Annotated in this window: 13 protein-coding genes; all 13 read right to left on the reverse strand. The window is 68.2% G+C overall.

The features are described from left to right. Nucleotides 1–3: 3 nt before the first annotated feature. On the reverse strand, nt 4–1,578 hold the full coding sequence (locus tag BN977_RS12945) for an acyl-CoA carboxylase subunit beta (RefSeq protein ID WP_024452564.1): 1,575 nt from the start codon (nt 1,576–1,578) through the stop codon (nt 4–6). Continuing rightward, nucleotides 1,575–6,947 carry a polyketide synthase Pks13 gene (pks13, locus tag BN977_RS12950; RefSeq protein WP_036397832.1) on the reverse strand — a complete coding sequence of 1,791 codons (5,373 nt, stop codon included), beginning with the start codon at nt 6,945–6,947 and terminating at the stop codon, nt 1,575–1,577. The genes BN977_RS12945 and pks13 overlap by 4 nt, the downstream gene beginning before the upstream one ends. Nucleotides 6,948–7,003: 56 nt before the next feature. Next, nucleotides 7,004–8,896: a long-chain-fatty-acid--AMP ligase FadD32 gene (fadD32, locus tag BN977_RS12955; RefSeq protein ID WP_024452566.1), complete on the reverse strand. Its 1,893-nt coding sequence runs from the start codon at nt 8,894–8,896 to the stop codon at nt 7,004–7,006. A 171-nt stretch (nt 8,897–9,067) separates the two neighbouring features. Further along, complete coding sequence (culp6, locus tag BN977_RS12960; RefSeq protein ID WP_024452567.1) at nt 9,068–10,081, reverse strand: carboxylesterase Culp6; 1,014 nt, start codon at nt 10,079–10,081, stop codon at nt 9,068–9,070. A 64-nt stretch (nt 10,082–10,145) separates the two neighbouring features. Further along, entirely contained in the window at nt 10,146–10,592 is a 447-nt protein-coding gene (locus BN977_RS12965) for a DUF732 domain-containing protein (RefSeq protein ID WP_024452568.1), read from the reverse strand. A 100-nt stretch (nt 10,593–10,692) separates the two neighbouring features. After that, entirely contained in the window at nt 10,693–11,538 is an 846-nt protein-coding gene (locus BN977_RS12970; RefSeq protein ID WP_046873147.1) for an alpha/beta hydrolase-fold protein, read from the reverse strand. 263 nt (nt 11,539–11,801) lie between these two features. After that, entirely contained in the window at nt 11,802–12,806 is a 1,005-nt protein-coding gene (locus tag BN977_RS12975) for an esterase family protein (protein WP_024452570.1), read from the reverse strand. A gap of 121 nt (nt 12,807–12,927) precedes the next feature. Further along, nucleotides 12,928–13,908 (reverse strand): esterase family protein, encoded by a 981-nt coding sequence (locus BN977_RS12980; RefSeq protein ID WP_024452571.1) that lies wholly within the window; start codon nt 13,906–13,908, stop codon nt 12,928–12,930. Nucleotides 13,909–14,078: 170 nt separating this feature from the next. After that, a complete protein-coding gene (gene zomB / locus BN977_RS12985) occupies nt 14,079–16,070 on the reverse strand; it encodes a terminal beta-(1->2)-arabinofuranosyltransferase (RefSeq protein WP_407661182.1) in 1,992 nt (663 codons plus the stop codon). After that, nucleotides 16,048–16,965, reverse strand: a complete 918-nt coding sequence (locus tag BN977_RS12990) for a decaprenyl-phosphate phosphoribosyltransferase (RefSeq protein WP_024452573.1) — start codon at nt 16,963–16,965, stop codon at nt 16,048–16,050. Before BN977_RS12990 ends, zomB begins: the two co-directional genes overlap by 23 nt. After that, entirely contained in the window at nt 16,965–17,486 is a 522-nt protein-coding gene (locus BN977_RS12995; protein ID WP_024452574.1) for a phosphatase PAP2 family protein, read from the reverse strand. The genes BN977_RS12990 and BN977_RS12995 overlap by 1 nt, the downstream gene beginning before the upstream one ends. Before the next feature lies 1 nt (nt 17,487). Then, complete coding sequence (locus BN977_RS13000; protein ID WP_036397833.1) at nt 17,488–19,425, reverse strand: glycosyltransferase; 1,938 nt, start codon at nt 19,423–19,425, stop codon at nt 17,488–17,490. Next, nucleotides 19,422–20,660, reverse strand: coding sequence for a UDP-galactopyranose mutase (glf, locus tag BN977_RS13005; RefSeq protein ID WP_036397834.1), 1,239 nt, complete (start codon nt 20,658–20,660; stop codon nt 19,422–19,424). The genes BN977_RS13000 and glf overlap by 4 nt, the downstream gene beginning before the upstream one ends. Nucleotides 20,661–20,851 lie beyond the last annotated feature (191 nt).

The following is a 20,851-nucleotide window of genomic DNA, read 5'->3' on the forward strand; positions in this document are numbered from 1 at the left end:
CGGTTACAGCGGCGTCAGGCCGTGCTTGCGCTGCACCTTCTTCAGATTCTGCTTGTCCCGCAACAGATGCAGGGACTTGCGCAGCAGCAGCCGGGTCTGGTGCGGCTCGATGACGCCGTCGATGTAGCCGCGCTCGGCGGCGATCCACGGGGTGGCCAGGTTGAGGTTGTACCCCTCGATGAAGTCGGCGCGGATCTTCTGCACCTCCGGCGCGGTGGGATCCGGGAAGCGCTTGACCAGCAGCTGCGCCGCACCCTCGGCGCCGATCACCGCGATCCGCGCGGTGGGCCAGGCGTAGTTCAGGTCGGCGGACAGCTGCTTGGAGCCCATCACCGCGTAACCACCGCCGTACGCCTTGCGCACGATGATGGTCACCTTCGGCACGTCGGCCTCCACGATGGCGTTGAAGAACCGGCCACCGCGCTTGATGATGCCGCCCTTCTCCTCTTCGACGCCCGGCATGGCACCGGGGGTGTCGACGACGAAGACCAGCGGCAGGTTGAACGAGTCGCAGAACCGGATGAAACCGGCGGCCTTGTCCGACGCCTCGTTGCCCACCGCACCGGACATGTGCATCGGCTGGTTGGCGATGACGCCGACCGGACGGCCGTCCACCCGAGCGAAGGCGGTGATCATGGACGGGCTGCGCTGGTCGGCGATCTCGAAGACGTCACCGTCGTCGAAGATGCGCAGCAGGACCTCGTGCATGTCGTAGGCCTGGTTGTCCGAGTCCGGCACGATCGTGTCGAGCTCCAGGTCGGACGCGGTGATTTCGGGTTCCAGGCCCGGGTTGACGATCGGCGCATCGTCGAAGTGGTTGGGCGGCAGGAAGCTCAGGTAGTCGCGGACGTACTGGTAGGCCGCCGCCTCGGACTCGACCACCTTGTGGATGTTGCCGCGCTCGGCCTGCACGTCGGCGCCGCCCAGCTCGTCGAAGGTGACGTCCTCACCGGTGACATCCTTGATGACGTCCGGGCCGGTGATGAACATGTAGCCCTGGTCGCGCACCGCGACGATCAGGTCGGTCTGGATCGGCGAATACACCGCGCCGCCGGCGCATTTGCCGAAGATCAGGGAGATCTCCGGGACCAGGCCGCGCAGCATCTCGTGGCGCCGGCCGAGTTCGGCGTACCAGGCCAGTGAGGTCGCGGTGTCCTGGATGCGGGCACCGGCCGAGTCGTTGATGCCGATGATCGGGCAGCCGACCATGGCGACCCACTCCATCAGCTTGGCCACCTTGCGGCCGAACATCTCCCCGACCGACCCCTGGAACACCGTCTGGTCGTGGCTGAACACCCCGACCGGGCGGCCGTCGATGGTGCCGTGCCCGGTGACCACGCCGTCGCCGTAGAACGCGTTCGGGTCACCCGGGGTGCGGGCCAGCGCGCCGATCTCCAGGAAGCTGCCCGGATCCAGCAGGGCGTGGATACGCGCCCGCGCCGACGGGATGCCCTTCTTGTCGCGGCGGGCCTTGGCCTTCTCGTCACCGGGATCCTGGGCCAGCGCCAACTTCTCGCGCAGCTCGGCCAGTTTCTCGGCCGTGGTGGCCGCGGGCTGTGCCGTCGGGGTTTCCGTCACTTGTTCGCGTCCTTCTCTGCCGGGCTATCCGTCGCTTCGTTCTCGATACGGTTGATGGCCTCGCTCATGTGCGCACCGACCTTGGCGATATAGGGCTCGTCGATGGCCTGGATGTGCTCGCCACCGATGTGCACCACCTCCAGGTCCTTGACGGCTTCGCCCCAGCCGCCGTCGGGCTGGCGGGTGGCGTAGGCGGGCTCGAACACGATCGCGTCATCGTGGTAGCGGTCGGCCATGTACAGCGTGACGTGACCGTCGTAGGGCCGCAGTTCGATGGTGTCCAGTGCCCGGTTGTCCAGGTACGACGTGCGCTGATGCTCGACGATGCCGCCCGGGATCTGCACCCCGCTCTGCGCCACGATGTCCAGCACGAACTTCACCTGGCCCTCGTCGTCGAGCTTCTCCAGTTCCTCGTAGGGGATCTCGGGAATCTCGACGTTGAAGGTGCGCTCGGCGAACCGGGCGTAGCGGTCCCAGCGGGCCCGCATCCCCGCCTGCGACTGGTCGATCGGTACACCGGGGCGCACACAGTCGATCAGGCCGACGAACCGCACATCGGCGCCGTGCTGCTTGAGGCCGATCGCACAGGCGTAGGCCAGCGCCCCGCCGAGCGACCAGCCGGCGAGCAGGAACGGACCCTTGTGCAGCTCCAGCAGTTTGGGCACGTACTCGGCGGCCCGTTCCTCGATGGATCCCTCGACCCGTTCGATGCCGTACACCGGGGTGTCGGCGGGCAGCCGCTTGATCAGTGGCTCGTAGACCACCGTCGACCCCCCGGCGGGATGGAAGACAAACAAGGGCACAGCGGCTGAACCCTCTTTCGGCGCCCGCAGGGTGCGCACGAAACCGTCGACCATGCCGTCCTCGAGCTGGTTGCGCACCACCGTCGCGAGTTCTTCGATGGTCTTGGCGCCCACCACGTCCTCGACGGTGATGGTGCCCTCGGCGCGTTCGGACAGGCGCTGGGCCATCTTCTCGGCGGCCGACGCCTCCAGGGCGGGCAGCTCGTTGAAGATGCCGCCCGGCGACTTGCCGGTGACGATCGCCCAGGTGGCGAAGGTGACCCGCTCGGCCGCGTCCCGCGGCGGCACGTCGGCGCCGAGCGCCTCGGTGACGGCCTCCTGGGTCAGCACCTTGGCCGCGGCCGCCGCGGCGGTCGCCTTGCTGGGACCGGACGGGTTTGTCGGTGGGGCCGGGATGGCCGCAGCCGCAGCGGCATTCGCAGCGGGGCCACTCGGATCCGTCGGCGGGGCCGGAATGTCGGCGGCCGCCGAGTCCTCGGTCTCCTTCTGCGCCAACGGATGCCCGGCCTCGGCCAGCTTGGCCTCCAGCTCGGCCACCGTGGAGGCGCCACCCAGCAGTTCGGCCTGCGCGGCCGCGATCTCCTCGGCGGTCTGCCCCTTCTGGGATTCGGCGATCTGGTCGACCTCGTCGCGGTGCTCGATCGCGTACTTGATCAGTTCCTCGACGTTGTACAGGTTGGCGTCGCGCACCGCGGTCAGCTGGATGGGCGGCAGGTCGAAGTCGTACTCGACGCGGTTCTTGATCCGCACGGCCATCAGTGAATCCAGGCCGAGCTCGATCAGCGGCACCTCCCACGGCAGGTCCTCGGGCTCATACCCCATGGCGCCGCCGACGATGGCGCCGAGCCGGTCGGCCACCGTCTCACCGGAATCCGGTGACCACTTGGCGAACTGCGCGGCCAGGCCGGCGCCGGCGGTCAGGTTGTCCTGGAGGATGGCCACATCAGCGCCATCATCGGACGCCGCGGCGCCTTCCGCCGGTAGCTGCCCGACCACCGCGTCCCCGGCGATGGCCACGGCCGCACCGGTGGCCACCGGCAGTGTCGCGGCACTGCCGTTGCGGGTCACCACGGCGTCGTACACCAGGGTGAAGGACTCGCCGATGCGCGCGTGCACCTGCACGGTGGCGCCACCGGGATGGCGGGACAGCGTGGTGACCAGCCGCGCGTCGGCGCCGGGGACGGCGCGCTGCTCGAACGCCGTCAACACGGCATCCGGAAGCACCTGGGTCGCAGCGGCTTTCACCAGCGCGGCCAGATCGGTCTCCCCGTTGGGGGCGTACTCCCACACGTGCCTGCCGTCCGGGGTCGCCACGTGGGTGCCCGGCATCAACACCGAGTTGTCACCGGAGAACCGGGCGTCCAGCCAGTGCGCCTTGCGCTTGAACCGGGTGGGCGGGATGGCGGCGAACTCGCCGGGCCCGAACAGCGTGCGCGGGTCCAGGTCGTGGCCGTGCACGAACAGGTGGGCCATGGCCGTGGTCATCGAGTCGACCTCGTCCTGCTTGCGCGCCAGCGTCGCGATGAGCTGCGCGTCGTGCAAGCCCGCGCTGGCGGTGGTCAGGCCGACCTGCATGAGCGCCACCGGGTTCGGGGCCAGCTCCAGGAAGGTGGTGTGCCCGTTGTCGACGGCGTTGCGGATGCCGTGGGTGAAGTAGACGCTGTGCCGCAGGCCCTTCTTCCAGTACTCCACATCGTGGATCGGCTCGGCGCCCGCGCGGATCAGCTTGCCCTCGTGCACCGTCGAGAAGTACGCCGTCTGCAACGGGTGCGGCTGGATGCCCTGGATCTCGGCGGAGAGCTCACCCAGCAGCGGGTCCATCTGCTGGGTATGGCTGGCGCCCTTGGTCTGCAGCTTGCGGGCGAACTTGCCCTCGGACTCGGCACGGGCGACGATCGCGTCGATCTGCTCGGGCGGGCCTCCGATGACGGTCTGGGTGGGGGCGGCGTATACGCAGACCTCCAGACCGGGGAAGTCCGAGAAGACGGTCTTGATCTCGTCGGCGGAGTACTCGACCAGCGCCATCAGGCGGATGTACTCACCGAACAGCATCGCCTCGCCCTCACCCATGAGGTGGGCGCGCGAGCAGATGGTGCGGGTCGCGTCGGCCAGCGACAGGCCGCCGGAGAAGTACGCCGCGGCCGCCTCGCCGAGCGACTGTCCCACCACCGCACCGGGATGGGCGCCGTGATGCTTGAGCAGCTCACCCAGGGCGATCTGGATGGCGAAGATCACCGTCTGGACGACCTCGATGGGGTACTCGCAGGTCTCGTTGGTGTAGTCGATGGCGTCGTCGAGGATCAACTCCACCACGGAGTAGCCGCGCTCGTCCTGGATGTGCGCGTCGACCTTGTTGATCCACTCCGCGAAGACCTCGTTGCGCAGGTAGAGGTCCTTGCCCATCTTGCGGTGCTGCGCGCCGAAACCGGCCAGCACCCAGACCGGGCCGTTGGTGACGGGTCCGTCGGCGGAGAGCACCAGCGGGCTCTGCTTGCCCTCGGCGATCGCCCGCAGGCCCTTGACGGCCTCGTCGTGGTCGTGCGCCAGCACCACCGCGCGGGACCGGCCGTGGTTGCGCCGCGACAGCGACCGGCCGATCGACTCCAGCGACGCGGCGCGGCCGTCCTCACTGTCGATCCAGTCGGCCAGTTCGGCCGCGGCGGCCTTCTTGCGGGACGTCAGGAAGCCCGAGATAACCAGCGGCACAATCGGATTCGGCGGCTCTTTGCTCTCCAGCTCCTGACGGCCTGCCTCGATCAGACGCTGGGCCGCCTCCGTCAGACCCGGCAGCTCGAAGGAGCCTTCCTCGTAGCTCGGGTACTCCTGCTCGAACTCGCCGTACTCGTTCATCTGGATGCCGCCGACGAACTCGGCCGCGGCATCGTCGGACGACTTCTCCTGCACCGCCTCGGGTTCCGGCTCCGGTTCGACCAGATCCGAGGGCAGCACCTCGCGCAGCACCAGGTGCGCGTTGGCGCCGCCGAAGCCGAAGCCCGACACACCGGCGATGGCGTGCCCGCTGTAACGCGGCCAGTCCGAGACGGTGTCGTTGACCTTGAGGTGTTCCTTGTCGAAGTCGATGTAGGGGTTGGGGCCCGCGTAGTTGATGGACGGCGGCAGCTTGTCGTGCTGCAGCGCCAGCGTCATCTTGGCCAGGCTGGCCGCACCGGCGGCCGACTCCAGGTGTCCCACATTGGATTTCACCGCACCCAGTAGCGCGGGCTTGTCCGCGGCGCGGCCCCGGCCGATGACCCGGCCCAGCGCGTCGGCCTCGATCGGGTCGCCGAGGATCGTTCCGGTGCCGTGCGCCTCGACATAGTCGACGACGCGCGGGTCGATACCGGCGTCCTTGTAGGCCTTGCGCAGCACCGCTTCCTGCGCGTCGGGATTCGGCGCCAGCATGCCGTTGGACCGGCCGTCGTGGTTGACCGCGCTGCCCGCGATGACCGCCAGGATCTGGTCGCCGTCGCGGCGGGCGTCGGACACCCGCTTGAGCACCAGCATGCCGCCACCCTCGGAGCGGGCGTACCCGTCGGCGTCCGAGGAGAACGACTTGATCCGGCCGTCCGGGGCCAGCACGCCGCCGACCTCGTCGAAGCCGATGGTCACCAGCGGGGTGATCAGTGCGTTCACGCCACCGACGACGGCGACGTCGGCCTCACCCGAGCGCAGCGCCTGCACACCCTGGTGCGCGGCGACCAGCGAGCTGGAGCACGCGGTGTCCACCGACACCGACGGGCCGCGGAAATCGTAGAAGTAGGACACCCGGTTGGCGATGATCGCGGTCTGGTTGCCGGTGATGGCGTACGGGTGGGTGACCGTCGGATCGGCCAGCGACAGGTAGGAATAGTCGTTGTTGGAGCTGCCGATGTACACCGCGACGTTGCCGCCGCGCAGGCTCGACGCCGGGATCCGGGCGTGCTCGAGCGCCTCCCAGGTCAGCTCGAGGGCCATCCGCTGCTGCGGATCGATGTTGTCGGCCTCCATCTTCGACAGCGCGAAGAACTCGGCGTCGAACCCCTTGATATCGGAGAGGTAGCCGCCGCGGGTGCGGGCCTTGGCCACCCGCTCGGCGATCCGCGGCTCACCCAGGAACTCCTCCCAGCGGCCCTCGGGCAGGTCGGTGATGGCGTCGCGGCCTTCCAGCAGCGCCGTCCACATCTCGGCGGGGGTGTTCATGTCGCCGGGGAAGCGGGTCGCGACACCGACGATGGCGATGTCCTCCACGCCCTCCGGGCGTGACCAGTCCTCGTCCTCGCCGCTGGCAGGCTCGGGTTCGCCCTCGACGATCACCTGGGCCAGCGCCTCGATGGTGGGATGCCGGAAGGCCATGGTGGCCGTCACGGTGACCCCGGTGAAGTCCTCGATATCGCTGGCCATCGCCACCGCGTCGCGGGAGGACAGGCCGAGCTCGACCATGGGCGCCGCGTCGTTGATGCTGTCGGCCGGCTGGCCGGTGGCGTTGGCGATCCAGTTGCGCAGCCAGTCGCGCATCTCGTTGACCGTCAGGTCAGGGCGCACCGGGCCAGTTTCAGAGTTCTGCGAATTCTCGCTGTTTTCAGTCATTCTCATTCACTTTCGCCGCCGTGCGGCCTGGATGACGGGCCGGTTGTGTGCGGGTGTCAGTCAGCTTCGTCCGGGAAGGCGTTGGCGATCTTGCCGCTGCGCAGGCTGCCGTCGAGGTAGGCGGCCCGGCACGCGCGGCGGCCGATCTTGCCGCTGGAGGTCCGCGGGATCGCGCCGGCGGCGGTCAGCAGCACGTCGCGGACGGTGACGCCGTGGCGCACCGCGATGGCGGCGCGGATGTCGTCGGCGATCGGACCCACCTCGAGCTTGTGCGCGCCAGGCGCCCGCTCGGCGACGATCACCAACTGCTCCGAGGTGTCGTCGGGGTCGCGCTTGATACCGGCGTGGGCGTTCTCGAAGACCTCGTCGGGCAGCTGGTTGGCCGGCACCGAGAAGGCCGCCACGTACCCGGTGCGCAGTGCCTTGCTGGCCTCCTGCGCCGAGTACTCCAGATCCTGCGGGTAGTGGTTGCGGCCGTCGATGATGACCAGATCCTTGACGCGGCCGGTGATGTAGAGGTCACCGTCGTAGAAGGCGCCGTAGTCGCCGGTGCGCACCCAGGTGGCGTCGTCGGCCGCGCCCTCGGCGTGCGACGGGTTGGTCCGCGACTTGAGGGTGTTCTGGAACACCTCCCGGGTCTCCTCGGGCTTGCCCCAGTACCCGGTGCCCATGTTCTGGCCGCTGATCCAGATCTCACCGACCTGGCCGTCGGGCAGCTCGGTGGCACTCTCGGCATCGACGATGACCGCCCACTCGGCCATGCCGACCTTGCCCGCCGAGGCCTGGGCGACGGCTGTCGGGGAGTCCTCGGGCACCTCGACGATGCGCCCGTTGTTGAGTGCGTCCCGATCGACGGTGATGATCTTGGGTTCTTCGGCCGACGGGGTGGTCGATACGAACAGCGTCGCCTCGGCCAGGCCGTAGGACGGCTTGATGGCCTTGGCCGGGAAGCCGTACGGGCCGAACGCCTCGTTGAAGCGGCGCACGGTGGCCGCCGAGATGGGCTCGCTGCCGTTGAGCACGGCCTTGACGTTGGACAGGTCCAGCGGCTCCGAGCCCTCCTTCGGCACGCCGCGGGCGGCCGCGTGGTCGAAGGCGAAGTTGGGCGCCACCGAGATGGTGCCGCCGGTGTCGCCTTCCTTGCGGGCGAGTTCGCGGATCCAGCGTTCCGGACGGCGCACGAAGGCGGCCGGGGTCATGAAGGTGAAGTAGTAGCCGATCATCGGCGCCAGCAGCGCGGTGATCAGGCCCATGTCGTGGAAGAACGGCAGCCAGGACAGGCCGCGGTCGCCGTCCTCGCCTTCCAGCGCCTCGATCACCTGCACCACGTTGGTGGCCAGGTTGAGGTGGGTGATCTGCACACCGGTCGGGATACGGGTGGACCCCGAGGTGTACTGCAGATAGGCGATGGTGGTCTCGTCCGGATCCTCCGGATGGACCCAGGTGGCGGCGACGTCGTCGGGCACCGCGTCGACGGCGATGACACGCGGGCGCTGATTGGCCGGGCGGCTGCGGAAGAACTTGCGTACGCCCTCGGCGGCCTCGGTGGTGGTCAGGATGGCCGACGGGTGGCAATTGTCGAGCACCGCGTGCAGACGGCCGACGTGCCCGGGCTCGGACGGGTCGAACAGCGGCACCGCGATGCGCCCGCCGTACAGGGCGCCGAAGAACGCGACCAGGTAGTCCAGGTTCTGCGGGCACAGGATGGCGACCCGGTCACCGGGCTGGGTGACCTGCTGCAGCCGGGCGCCGAGTGCCTTGTTGCGGGCGCTGAACTGCGACCAGGTCAGGTCGCGCGCGACGCCGTCGCGTTCGGTGGAGAAGTCGAGGAACCGGTACGCGAGCTTGTCGCCGCGCACCTTGGCCCAGCGCTCGACGTGCTGGACGATGCTGGCGCCGTCGGGGAACTTGATCTGACCGTCCTTGATGAACGGGTTATGGAACGGCATCAAACTCTCCTGTCACAGCACATCGCACGCGGTCATCACGAGCCCCGGCGATCGTACCCGGGGCGCCCGATTCCCCCCGTCGACGACCGCACGCCGCTCTTAGTTTTCTCTTAATGTTAGGGGACCGATTCTCGCAGGCCAAATCTGGTTACCCGCGAGTCGCAAGGAGTTTCATCCGTGCTTGGGATGCGGTGCGTTCTCCACCAGGTTGCGGGCCCACTGCTCGGTCCACTGGGTGGCCGTCTGACCGTCCAGGCTCCAGAACTGAGGGGTGTTGTACAGCGCGTGCACCGGACCGGCGGTGCTGCCGAGCAACGTCTCCAACGTCTTGGGCAGGTTCCCGACGGAGAAGGCCTGTTCCGGCGCGGCGCAAATCAGGTCGCCGTTACCGCAGATCTGGTAGACGCGGTCGTTGAGCGCCCCGAAACCACCGTCGCGCGGACCCGTCATCGCCAGCCCCAGCGCCGACAGCATGGGCACCTCGTGCAGCGTGATCTCCGCGCCCTGCCCCGGCGGGTTGGCAGGCAGGCTCTGCCCCACCCCGTCCTGCCGGCGACCGTCGGCGATCAACGTCACGCCCAGCACCAGGTCCTGGTCGACGGGGCCGCGGCCGTTGCCGATGTCGGAGGCGATGTCGCCGCCGATCACCGCGCCCTGCGAGAAGCCGACGATGACGTAGCTGGTGAGTGGGCACTTGTTGTTCATGTCCGTGAGCGCCTGGATCGCCTTCTTGGTGCCCTCGGCGCGCGAGTCGTTGTAGGACATCTGCCCGTCGGCGGAGAACGGGTTATGGAACTGCGCGGTGTAGGGCACCGTGTACACCTGCACCCGGTCGCTGCCGAACTGCTGCAGCAGCGGGTTGGTGACGTTGAGCAGCAGCGCGTTCGGGAATTGCACCGGGTTGTTGGGATCGAGCGCCGGCGAGGATTCCCACGTGCCGGGGATGGACAGCACGTAGACATCGGGACAGCTGGCATCCTGGGATTCCGGGCGCGGTTTACTCGGCGACGGCCCCGTACTCGGCACACCCGAGGGCGGCGCGGTGGGCGGGGTGGCCAGCGGCGGTGTCTCCGGCTGCCGCAGCCAGACCACCAACGCGGCGACGATGACCGCCACCAGGACCGCGACGGCCGCCGCCGCGGCCACCGCCAGGATCCGGTGGCGTTTGCGGTTGTTGGTCGCCATGTTCGGAAGCGCTCCTCAGTTCAGCTGAATGTCTTCAGGCGCTGCTGTCCTGCCGCCGGGCGGATCAGCAGAGCTGTTCGGTCGCGATGCGAATGTAGTCGGAGGTGGCGGCGTTGACCTCACCCGCGGGCGGGGCCGCCGAGCTGATGTGTGCCTCCCGGACATCGGCGCGCACCAGGGGCAGCACGAAATCCCAGACGGCCTGATCGGTCTGCTTGGCGGCGCGGGCCTGGCACACGTAGGACCCGATGGTCAGCGCGACCATGTCGTCGGAGGGGTGCACGCCGGCCGCCCCGAGCGCGTCCAGGTAGGACTGCTGCTGGCTCGACATGGGGATGTGTTCGCGGTATCCGCCCGCAGCGCTGGCCGCGGGCGGCGCGATGCTGCCCAACCCGTCGGAATGCCCGGCCGATTGCGAGGACGGCAGACCGATCGTGGTGATCATGTCGTCGCTGAACGAGCAGCCGCACACCGCCGCCGCCGTGGAGGCGAGCATCAGCGGGGTCAACACGAGCGCGGGTCGCTTTGCCAGACCCGCAGACCACCGCCGGTTACGCTGCACGGCTCCACGGTACCGGCTGTGCGCGCCGGCCTCCGTGGGCCAGATGTCGTTAGCGGATCGCGGCCGACAAATCACCGGCCAGCGCGGCCAACTGCGGACCCCAGCTGCCCCAGTCGTGCTGCCCACCGGTCGGGAAGTCGAAGTGCCCGTTGCGTCCGCCGAGTGAGCGGTAATGCGAATAGAACGTGCGGTTACTGCCTTGGGCCTGATCGCAGTAGCCGATCATGGCGGCGGGGTCGCTGCACGTCAGGGTCTGCGGGCTGAACACCCACAGCCGGGTGTTGTTGTCCACCAACAGCTGTGCGTGCACGTCCGGGTCGTGCCACTTCCACCGGCCCAGCTGCGCCGCGCCCCACATGGCCTGGGTGTTGACGCCACCGAACTGGGCCATGCCCGCCGTGATGGCGCCGTTGAGGAAGGTGTTGGACGGGGTCAGGAAGCCCGACATGGAGCCGGCGTAGCGGAACCGGTCCGGGTGGAATTCGGCCAGCGTGATGGCCGCGGTACCGCCCTGGGCGGCGCCGACGATGCCGTGCCCGTTGGGCGCCAGGCCCTTGTTGGCGGCCAGCCAGTTGGGCAGCTCATCGGTGAGGAAGGTCTCCCACTGCTTGCTGCCGTCCATCTCCCAGTTGGTGTAGAGGCTGAACGCCCCGCCGGCCGGAGCGGCCACCGAGATGCCCTTACCGGCCAGGGTGTTGAACGCGCCGGCGCCGACCCAGTTGCTCACATCGGGTCCGGCGTTGAAGGCGTCGAGCAGATACACCGCGTGCGGGCCACCGGCCTGAAAGGCCACCGGGATATCGCGGCCCATGGCCGCCGAGGGCACCATGAGGTACTCGATACCGTCGGCCCTGGCCGGGGTGTCCACCGCGCCCGACGCCGACCACAGGCCCATCGCCAGCAACACCGCAAAGGTCGCCTGCAGGGTCTTGCGGATGGCCGAATGCAGCGCGTGGTTCCCGTCGCCTCGCTCGCCCAGCCTCATTGCCCACCTCATCTTGATCGCCGATCCCCCAGCACCCGGGTTGTAGTGAATCACATCACTGCGGCGCGGTGCTTTCGAAACGGTCCGGAAACGACCGACGGCGGCGACCCCGAAGGATCGCCGCCGCCCGTCTTGTCGTTGTTTGCCTGTTGCCGTTGCTCAGGTGCCGCGGATCAGGCGGTCGGCACGGCTCCCAGCACACGCTGCATGTCCGGCTTCATGGCCTGCAGCTGCTGGCCCCAGTACGGCCAGTCGTGCACACCGTTCTCCGGGAAGTTGAACACCGCGTTGGTGCCGCCGTTGGCGATGTAGGTGTCCCGGAAGGTCTTGTTGGTGCGGATGGTCAGGCCCTCGAGGAACTTCGCGTTGAACAGGTTGCCGCCGCTGACGCCGGCCGACAGGTCCGACGGGGTGCCGTTACCGCAGTAGACCCACAGCCGGGTGTTGTTGGCGATCAGCTGGTTGATGTTCACGAACGGATCGTTGCGCTTCCAGGCGTTGCCGGCGTCGCCGGTCTTGCCCCACATGTCGTCGGCCTTGTAGCCACCGGCGTCACCCATGGAGATGTTCACCAGGAAGGGCCACCAGCCCTCGGACAGGTTCAGGAAGCCCGACATCGAGCCGGCGTAGATGAACTGCTGGGGGTGGTAGATGGCCAGCGTCAGCGCGGCCGAACCGGCCATCGACAGACCGACGGCCGCGCCACCGGTGGGCTTGACCTGACGGTTGGCCTGCAGCCACGCCGGCAGTTCCTGGGTCAGGAAGGTCTCCCACTTGTAGGTGGTGCAACCGGTCTTGCCGCAGGCGGGCTTGTACCAGTCGGAGTAGAAGCTGGACTGGCCACCGACCGGCATCACCATCGAGATGCCCGAGCCGTTGTACCACTCGAAGGCGGCGGTGTTGATGTCCCAGCCGTTGAAGTCGTCCTGTGCACGCAGGCCGTCGAGCATGTAGACCGCCGGCGAGTTCGCGCCGCCGCTCTGGAACTGCACCCGGATGTCGCGGCCCATACCGGCCGACGGGACGTCCAGGTATTCGACCGGCAGGCCCGGCCGAGAGAAGGCACCAGCAGTCGCCGAGCCTCCGACGACGCCGACCAAACCGGGCAGTACCGCGGCAGCAGCTGCCGCGACCACCACTCGGCGCGTGGCGCCGCGAATTTTCCCAACGAAACTCATAACTGCTTACCTATCCCATCTGTCGTGTGCCGCACCCGGTCGGTGTGCGCCGGTCCGGGCCGCATTGCCCGTGTAGTCAACCACAAGTCTGTGTGACTTCTCTCTTCCGACGAATGCCCGCTCACCCGTTCAGGGTGGCGATCAGATCGGGTTTGAGGGCCTGCAATTGAGCGCCCCAGTACGCCCACGAATGGTTGCCTGCGGGCGGGAACTGGAAGGTCGCGTTGCGGCCGCCGGCCGCGGTGTAGCGGTCCTGGAACCGCTTGTTGCTGCCGATCGCGAGGCCCTCCAGGCTGTCGGCGTTGAACTGCTGCCCCGGGTCGGCGTTCTCGTCCAGCGGCGTGGAACCGCCGGGGGCACAGTAGATCCACAGCCGGGTGCCGTTGGCCACCAATTTGCCGACCTGCTCCACCGGGTCGTTGCGCTTCCAGGCCGGGTCCCACGGCGGGCCCCACATGTTGTCCACGTTGTAGCCGCCCGCGTCCAGCATGGCGACGCGGATGGCCTGCTTCATGAACACCGTCGACGGATTCAGGAACCCGGACAGCGATGCGGCGTAGCTGAATTGCTGCGGGTGGTAGGCGGCCAGGATCAGGCTCGCCCCGCCGGCCATCGACAGCCCGACGACACCGTTGCGGGAGGTGGAGATCTGCTTGTTCGCTGCCAGCCACTGCGGCAGCTCACTGGTCAGGAACGTTTCCCACTTGTAGGTGTAGCCCTGGTTGTTGAACGTCGACGGCGAGTACCAGTCGCTGTAGAAGCTGGATTGCCCGCCGACCGGCATGACGACGGAGATGCCGGAGCCGTAGAACCATTCGAACGCCGCGGTGTTGATATCCCAGCCGTTGTAGTCGTCCTGGGCGCGCATGCCGTCCAGAAGGTAGACGGCGTGTGGACCCCCTGCCTGGAACTCGACGCGGATATTGCGGTTCATCGACGGCGAGAACACATCGAGGTACTCGACCGGCAGCCCTTCGCGGGAGAACGCCTGGGCCGGCGGCGCGGCGGGCAGCAGCACGGCTGCCGGGGCGATCACGGCCACCAGGGCCACGACAGCGGCCCGCAACCATGTGACGGTTCTCACAGCAGCGGTCCTACCCATGTGCGTCAATCCATTCCGTTTCACAGGCAATGCGATGCGTCGCATGTCGAGGCCGGAGTCCCAGTGCGGGGGCCGCTCACCGTGAACTCGCCGTTGAGTTCGGGGCCACCACGCTTCCTGTATCGCCACAACATAGCCGCGGCGTTACGCCACCCGCAAAACCGCGTGCGCTACGGACCGGTGGCCGGCATCCCGGTGTACGGCGGATTCTTCGGCGGCGGCGCCTGCAGACCGCACCGGTACAGCTCATAGAGCGGGACCCGGTCGATCCGGTAACTGCCGAACTGCAGCGCATGGGTGAGGTTGGAGATGAACAGCCGGGGCGTCAGCTTGCCTCGCACCGAGTTCAGGATCACTTCGGTCTCCGGACACTTCAGCGCCACCTCGGCCTGGGCGATCCAGTCCTCGTCCAGGTAGGCCGGGATGTACGGACGTTCCTTGAGGAAGGGTCCTTCGGCGACCGCCCAGTCCGGGAACAGGTTCTTGTCGTGACCGATGCGGGCGTCCTCCAGCCGGGCGGTGTGCGCCGCCAGGGTGTTCACCAGACCGATCTGGTCGATGACCCGGACGTCGAGGCCGACGTTCATCCCCAGCATGCCCATGTTGGTGAAAAAGACTGTGTGCGGCCCGGTTTCGCCGTTGCGGTAGGGCTTGTCCGGCGGCGGCGGGATGGCCGGGACCACGTCCCAGCGGTCATAGTCGCCGGACGGCAGCAGCAGCGCGCCGTCGGGGGTGTTGTTGATGGCGGTGAGCACCGCGCGCATCCGCGGGTAGTCCAGGTAGTCGGCCGCGGTCAGCGGGTGGGCGTGGCCGGTGGCCTGGGCATAGAACCGGCGTTCGTCGACGATGCCGGAATAGGTGACCCGGGTGGCGTCGGCGCCCATTCCCGGCGAATTCGCCGCCCACAGTGACCATCCCGCGATCGCCAGCCACAACACGCTGGTCGCCCCCGCCAGCAGATAGCCGGTCCGGCGGCTGACCTTGGTCTCGTCGGGCACCCTGACCGGGATCACCGCCACCGGCGCGAGCATGCAGAACAGCGCGGTGAGCAACACCCGCCCATGCATGAAGTCACCACCTTGGCGCACCCAGTACACGCCTTGCAGCAGGCCACTTCCGACGATGAAAACCACCACCGCCGTGGGGTTTTGCACCATCCTGGCCAGGGACCGCCCGGCGGACCCGGACCGGATGGGCCCGATGGTCCAGGGATGCGACCGGCCGCGCACCAGCACCACCGCCAGCAGGATCACCAGCAGCAGCGGCAGCCACAGCAGATAGGGCCGGTTGAAGTTGGTCAGATACTCGAAACCCTGGGCCCACTTCGAACCCGAGGCGTCCTTGGCGATGGCCGTCTGGGGCACCGCCAGGCCGTAATACCCCATCCGAAAGATCTGATATCCCACCGGAAGTGCACCACCGGCCGCGATGATCAGCGCTCGCCGCCGCCACCGCGGCTCGGCCACCACCATCATCACCAGCGCCAGCCCGCCGATGAGCGCCAGTTCCGGACGGACCAGCACGCTCAGGCCGGCCACGCAGGCCAGCGATCCCAGGAACACCGGGCCCTGCCGCCGCCCCTCGGGCAGCCTGGGCGCCTGCGACCAGCACACCATCAGCCACCACAACAGGCCGAGATAGGCGAGCACCAAACCGTTTTCCAGCCCCGAGGTGGCGAAGTCGCGGGCCGGTGGCACCGCGATGTAGACGAGCGCGCCCGCCGGCAGCAACACCGCGGCCCTGCCCTGCAGGCCGGGCGCGTACAACCGGCCGGTCCCGAGCATCAACAGCACCACGCCGGCCACCGAGAGCACCAGTGCCAGTGTCAGCGCGACGTACTCCAGGCGGACCGGACCGCTGATCCAGCTGACCACGTAGATGAGATACGTCCACAGGGTGGAGGTGTTGGACTCCACCCGTTCCCCGGCATTGAAGACGGGGCCGTTGCCGGCCAACAGGTTGCGCACGGTGCGCAACACGATCAGGCCGTCGTCGGCGATCCAGCGTCGCTGCCATGCCCCCCAGCCGAACAGGCCGGCCACCACCAGCACCGACAGCCACAGGCTGATCCGCACCGACACGCTGTAGCGGAACGACGGCCAGCCGGACAGGCGGGTCGCCGCGGCGCGGCCGGCTCGGTCAGCCGAAGTAGACAGCGGCACCGACTGTTCCGATCAACGCCAGGGCGAGCAGCTGCAGCACGCGGTCATGCAGGGCGATGTCCTCGGGTTCGCCCGCGTCGCCGCCGTCGATGTCGACGGCGTAGCGCAGGATCGCGATGGTGAACGGGATGATGGACACGGCCCACCAGGAGGCCGAGCCGCCGTCACGCTCGAAGGCGAACAGCCCGTAGCAGAGCACCACTGCGGTGGCCGACAGCGTCCAGACGAAGCGCAGATACGAACTGGTGTAGCTCTCCAGCGATTTGCGGATCTTGGCGCCGGTGCGTTCGGCCAGCTGAAGTTCGGCGTAGCGCTTGCCGGCCGCCATGAACAGCGAACCGAAGGCCATCACCAGCAGGAACCACTGGGACAGCTGGATGTCGGTCGCGGCACCGCCGGCGATGGCCCGGATCAGGTAGGCCGAGGACACGATGCAGATGTCCAGCACCGCTTGATGTTTCAGCCCGAAACAGTAGGCCAGTTGGATGCCGATGTAGACGGCGATGACGACGGCCAGGCTGGGGCTGACGACATAGGAGATGACCAGCGCGGCCACCCCCAGCACGACGGCCAGGCCGTAGGCCAGTGACTCCGGGACCACCCCGGCCGCGATCGGGCGGAACCGCTTGGTCGGGTGCTGGCGGTCGGCCTCGACATCACGGGAGTCGTTGATCAGGTAGATGCACGAGGCGGCCATGGAGAACACCACGAAGGCCACCGCGACCCGGGAGGCCAGGAAACCGTAGTCGTAGTGCACGTCGGTACCCAGCGCCGCCAGCGGTGCGGCAAGCACCAACACGTTCTTGACCCACTGACGGGGACGCAGCGCCTTGATCAGCCCGCTCGCCAGGTTCTTCGGCGGGCCCAGAGTCGATTCCGGCGCTCCGTCACTCATCAGTAGCCCGCCTTCTTGTCAGCGATGACCTGAACCGCTTTGGCGGTGGCAAGTCCCACCGCCGCTCCGGTGAGCACGTCCGTCGGGTAGTGCACGCCGAGTACCAAGCGCGACAACGCCATGGGGGGTACCAGCAGCCACGGCAGGCGCGAGCCGGTGGCCCGGCCGATCAGCACGGCAGCCGCGGTGGTCGAGGTGGCATGCGCGGACGGGAAGCTCAGCCGGCTGGGGGTGCCGACGTTGACGGCGATCGCCGGGTGGTGCGGGCGTTCGCGTTTGACGACGCGTTTGATCAGCACCGCCGCCGCGTGCGCGGCGAAGGCCCCGATGCCCGCGGCCAGCCAGGCCCGCCGGTGCCGCGGCTGCAGCGCCGCGCCGAGGGCGGCGACGCCGACCCAGCCGGCGCTGTGCTCACCGAAATGCGAAAGGGCGCGCGCGGCCGGAAGCACCCCCGGCCGGCCGGCCAGCGTGGCCTGCACCACCACCAGCGCGGTCTCCTCGCGCGTCAGGTCACCGGCCATCTCAGGCCTTTTCCAGGGAGGTGCTGTCGGCGTGCGCGTTGAGCACCGCCTCCCACCGCTGCGGGCTGGTCAGCTCCGGCAGTGCGGCGCGGTACACCTTGCGCATCCGGTTGAACTTGCGCGCCAGCAGCGCTTGGCGCTTCAGCGATTCCCGCAGCAGCTCGAACATCTTGGCGCGGTCGCGCTGGCGGTACACCACGCCGCGGCCGTCGGCGGTGGTGACGGTGACCCCGTCCACCTTGCACAGCGAGAACCATCGGGCGTCCTGGGTGGCGACGTTGATCTGCGGGCGCACGTGGTGCGCCGGATCGTGCGGCTTGAGCTGGTGCACGACACCGCGGGCCAGTCGCCACGAGATGGACAGCGGGCTGGTGGGGATGTTGACCTTCTTGCGCCACTTCTTGTCCGACGGGGTGGGCAGCGCGGTCGCGCTGGGCAGCACCACCGCATCGGGGTACTGCTGGCGCATGGCCCGCACCTCGGGCAGCGCCGATTCCAGGATGGAGAAGATGTGCTCCGGGCCGGCCAGGAAGTCGTCCATCGCCTTGTTCTGGATGGCGACTGTCGAATATTCAAGGCAGAGAAGGTGTTTCAAGGTCGCCTTGAGGTGGCTGGCCAGCAGGCCCTTGACGTCCCCGTCCCAGTGCAGCGCCGCGACCACCAGCCGGTTGCGCAGGTGGAAGTAGGCCTGCCAGTCGATGGCGTCGTCCTTGTCGCTCCAGGCCATGTGCCAGATGGCCGCGCCCGGCAGCGTCACGGTGGGGTAGCCGTGCTCACCGGCGCGCAGGCCGTACTCGGAGTCGTCCCATTTGATGAACAGCGGCAGCGGCTGGCCCAGCTCCTGCGCCACCTGCCGCGGGATCATGCACATCCACCAGCCGTTGTAGTCGACGTCGATGCGGCGGTGCAGGATTCGGCTGCGGTAGTGCTCCTCGTCGTTGAGCGGGTACTTGGCGAAGTTGTGGTCGTACTCGGTGTTGACCGCGCCGGTCCACATGAAGTTCTCCGCGTCGACCATCTCGCCCATCACGTGCAGGTGCGAGGGCTCCTGCAGGTTCAGCATCTGCCCGCCGACCAGGGTGGGCACCTTGGCGAACCGGCTCAGGGCCAGCGCCCGCAGGATCGAATCCGGCTCGATGCGGATGTCGTCGTCCATGAACAAGATCTGCTGGCAGTCGGTGTTGCGCAGCGCCTCGAACATGACCCGGCTGTAGCCGCCGGACCCGCCGAGGTTGGGCTGGTTGTGGATGGTCAGCCGGTCGCCCAGCGGGGCCGCCGCCGCGGCGAATCCGGGATGGTCCTTGGCCTTCTTGGTGCCCTGGTCGGAGACGATCACCGCGCTGATCACCTTGTCCACCAAGGGGTCCGAGGTCAGTGCGGCCAGCGCGCCGACGCAGTCGGCGGGCCGGTTGAACGTCGGGATGCCCAGCGCGATGTCGGCCACGCCGGGCGCCGGGATGGGCGCGTACCAGCCGGCGCTGCGCACCGTCACCGCGGTGTCGGTGGTGATGTCGAACCAGATCCAGCCGCCGTCCTCGAACGGCTCCAGCCCGATCTCGAACTCGGCGACCCCGGACTCGACGATTTCAGTGCCGCCCACCGTGATCCGCGCCCCGGTTGCCTTGGAGCGGTACACGTCGACCCGGGCGCTGCCGCTGAGCTCGACGCGTAGCACCACCGATTCCAGGATGGACCAGCGCCGCCAGTAGCTGGCCGGGAAGGCGTTGAAATAGGTGGCGAACGACACCTCGGATTCGGCGCCGATCTCCAGGGTGGTGCGGGTGGGGGCGTGCGCCCGCCGCGCGTTGGTGGCCGACTCCTCGATGTAGAGCTTGCGCACGTCGAGCGGTTCACCGGGCCGCGGCAGGATCACCCGGGACAGCAGGCTGACCGCCCGGGATTCGGCGCCGTCGAGCGCGCCGGAGGGGATGTCACTCATGCTTTGCTGCTTTCGTCTGGGGCCGGCAGCGGCGCGCCGTCGCGCAGATGCGGGGCCAGGATGTTGTCGTACATGTTGAGCGCGCTGGCGATCGCCATGTGCATGTCGAGGTACTGGTAGGTGCCCAACCGTCCACCGAAAAGAACTCCGGCACTTGCCGTTTCGGCACGGGCCCGGTCCCGGTAGCCGGCCAGCAGGGCACGGTCGGCCTCGGTGTTGATCGGGTAGTACGGTTCGTCGTCGTTCTCGGCGAAGCGGGAGAACTCCCGCATGATCACGGTCTTGTCGGCCGGGTAGTCCCGTTCGGGATGGAAGTGCCGGAATTCGTGGATCCGGGTGAACGGGACGTCGACGTCGTTGTAGTTCATCACCGGGGTGCCCTGGAAGTCTCCGGTCGGCAGCACCTCGGTCTCGAAATCGAGCGTGCGCCAGCCCAGCCGGCCGTCGACGTAGTCGAAGTACCGGTCCAGCGGGCCGGTGTAGACGACGGGGGCGTCCGGGGACTCCGCCCGCAGTTCGTCGCGGACGTCGAACCAGTCGGTGTCCAGCCGGACCTCGATCCGGTCGTCGGCGGCCATGTTCTGCAGCCAGGCCGTGTACCCCTCGGCGGGCAGACCCTCATAGGTGTCGTTGAAGTAGCGGTTGTCGAAGGTGTAGCGCACCGGCAGCCGGTTGATGATCGCGGCGGGCAGCTCGGCGGGGTCGGTCTGCCACTGCTTGGCGGTATAGCCCTTGACGAACGCCTCGTACAGCGGGCGGCCGATCAGCGAGATGGCCTTCTCTTCCAGATTCTGGGCGTCGGCGGTGTGGATCTCGGCGGCCTGCTCGGCGATCAGCGCCCGCGCCTCGTCCGGGGTGAAGTACCGGCCGAAGAACTGCGAGACCAGACCCAGCCCCAGCGGGAACTGATAGGCCTGGCCCTTGTGCAGCGCGAAGACGCGGTGCTGGTAGCCGGTGAACTCGGTGAACTGGCGTACGTAGTCCCACACCCTCTTGTTGCTGGTGTGGAACAGGTGGGCACCGTACTTGTGCACCTCGATCCCGGTTTCGGGTTCGGGCTCGGAGTAGGCGTTGCCGCCGATGTGCGGCCGGCGTTCGACCACCAGGACCCGCTTGTCCAGCTGGGTGGCGGCGCGCTCGGCGATGGTCAGGCCAAAGAAACCCGAACCCACGACGAGGAGGTCGAAACGACCGGTGGCAGGGCGCGCGGCGACGCGGGCAGATTGATCGGTCATCGGCAGCAAGGGTATCCGACCGCGCCCCACGCACCCGAAACGTGGGACGGCGCCACGTACTGGGCAGGTCGCAATTCGCTCACAATTCAATATCGTCACTCTAGACCCAGTAGTCACAGCAGTACCATCAATCACGTTGGCAGACGCTGGTTTACCAAGGCACAAAACCGTTGTCGCCGACGTGTTTCACC

Origin of the sequence: Mycolicibacterium cosmeticum, assembly GCF_000613185.1 — a bacterium.
Taxonomy (GTDB): domain Bacteria; phylum Actinomycetota; class Actinomycetes; order Mycobacteriales; family Mycobacteriaceae; genus Mycobacterium; species Mycobacterium cosmeticum.

Excerpts from the sequence above, each read along its gene's own strand:
- pks13 (WP_036397832.1), bottom strand. The coding sequence starts at position 6,947 with ATGACTGAAAACAGCGAGAATTCGCAGAACTCTGAAACTGGCCCGGTG.
- fadD32 (WP_024452566.1), bottom strand. The coding sequence starts at position 8,896 with ATGCCGTTCCATAACCCGTTCATCAAGGACGGTCAGATCAAGTTCCCC.
- culp6 (WP_024452567.1), bottom strand. The coding sequence starts at position 10,081 with ATGGCGACCAACAACCGCAAACGCCACCGGATCCTGGCGGTGGCCGCG.
- BN977_RS12970 (WP_046873147.1), bottom strand. The coding sequence starts at position 11,538 with ATGGGCCTGTGGTCGGCGTCGGGCGCGGTGGACACCCCGGCCAGGGCC.
- BN977_RS12975 (WP_024452570.1), bottom strand. The coding sequence starts at position 12,806 with ATGAGTTTCGTTGGGAAAATTCGCGGCGCCACGCGCCGAGTGGTGGTC.
- BN977_RS12980 (WP_024452571.1), bottom strand. The coding sequence starts at position 13,908 with ATGGGTAGGACCGCTGCTGTGAGAACCGTCACATGGTTGCGGGCCGCT.
- BN977_RS12990 (WP_024452573.1), bottom strand. The coding sequence starts at position 16,965 with ATGAGTGACGGAGCGCCGGAATCGACTCTGGGCCCGCCGAAGAACCTG.
- BN977_RS12995 (WP_024452574.1), bottom strand. The coding sequence starts at position 17,486 with ATGGCCGGTGACCTGACGCGCGAGGAGACCGCGCTGGTGGTGGTGCAG.
- BN977_RS13000 (WP_036397833.1), bottom strand. The coding sequence starts at position 19,425 with ATGAGTGACATCCCCTCCGGCGCGCTCGACGGCGCCGAATCCCGGGCG.
- glf (WP_036397834.1), bottom strand. The coding sequence starts at position 20,660 with ATGACCGATCAATCTGCCCGCGTCGCCGCGCGCCCTGCCACCGGTCGT.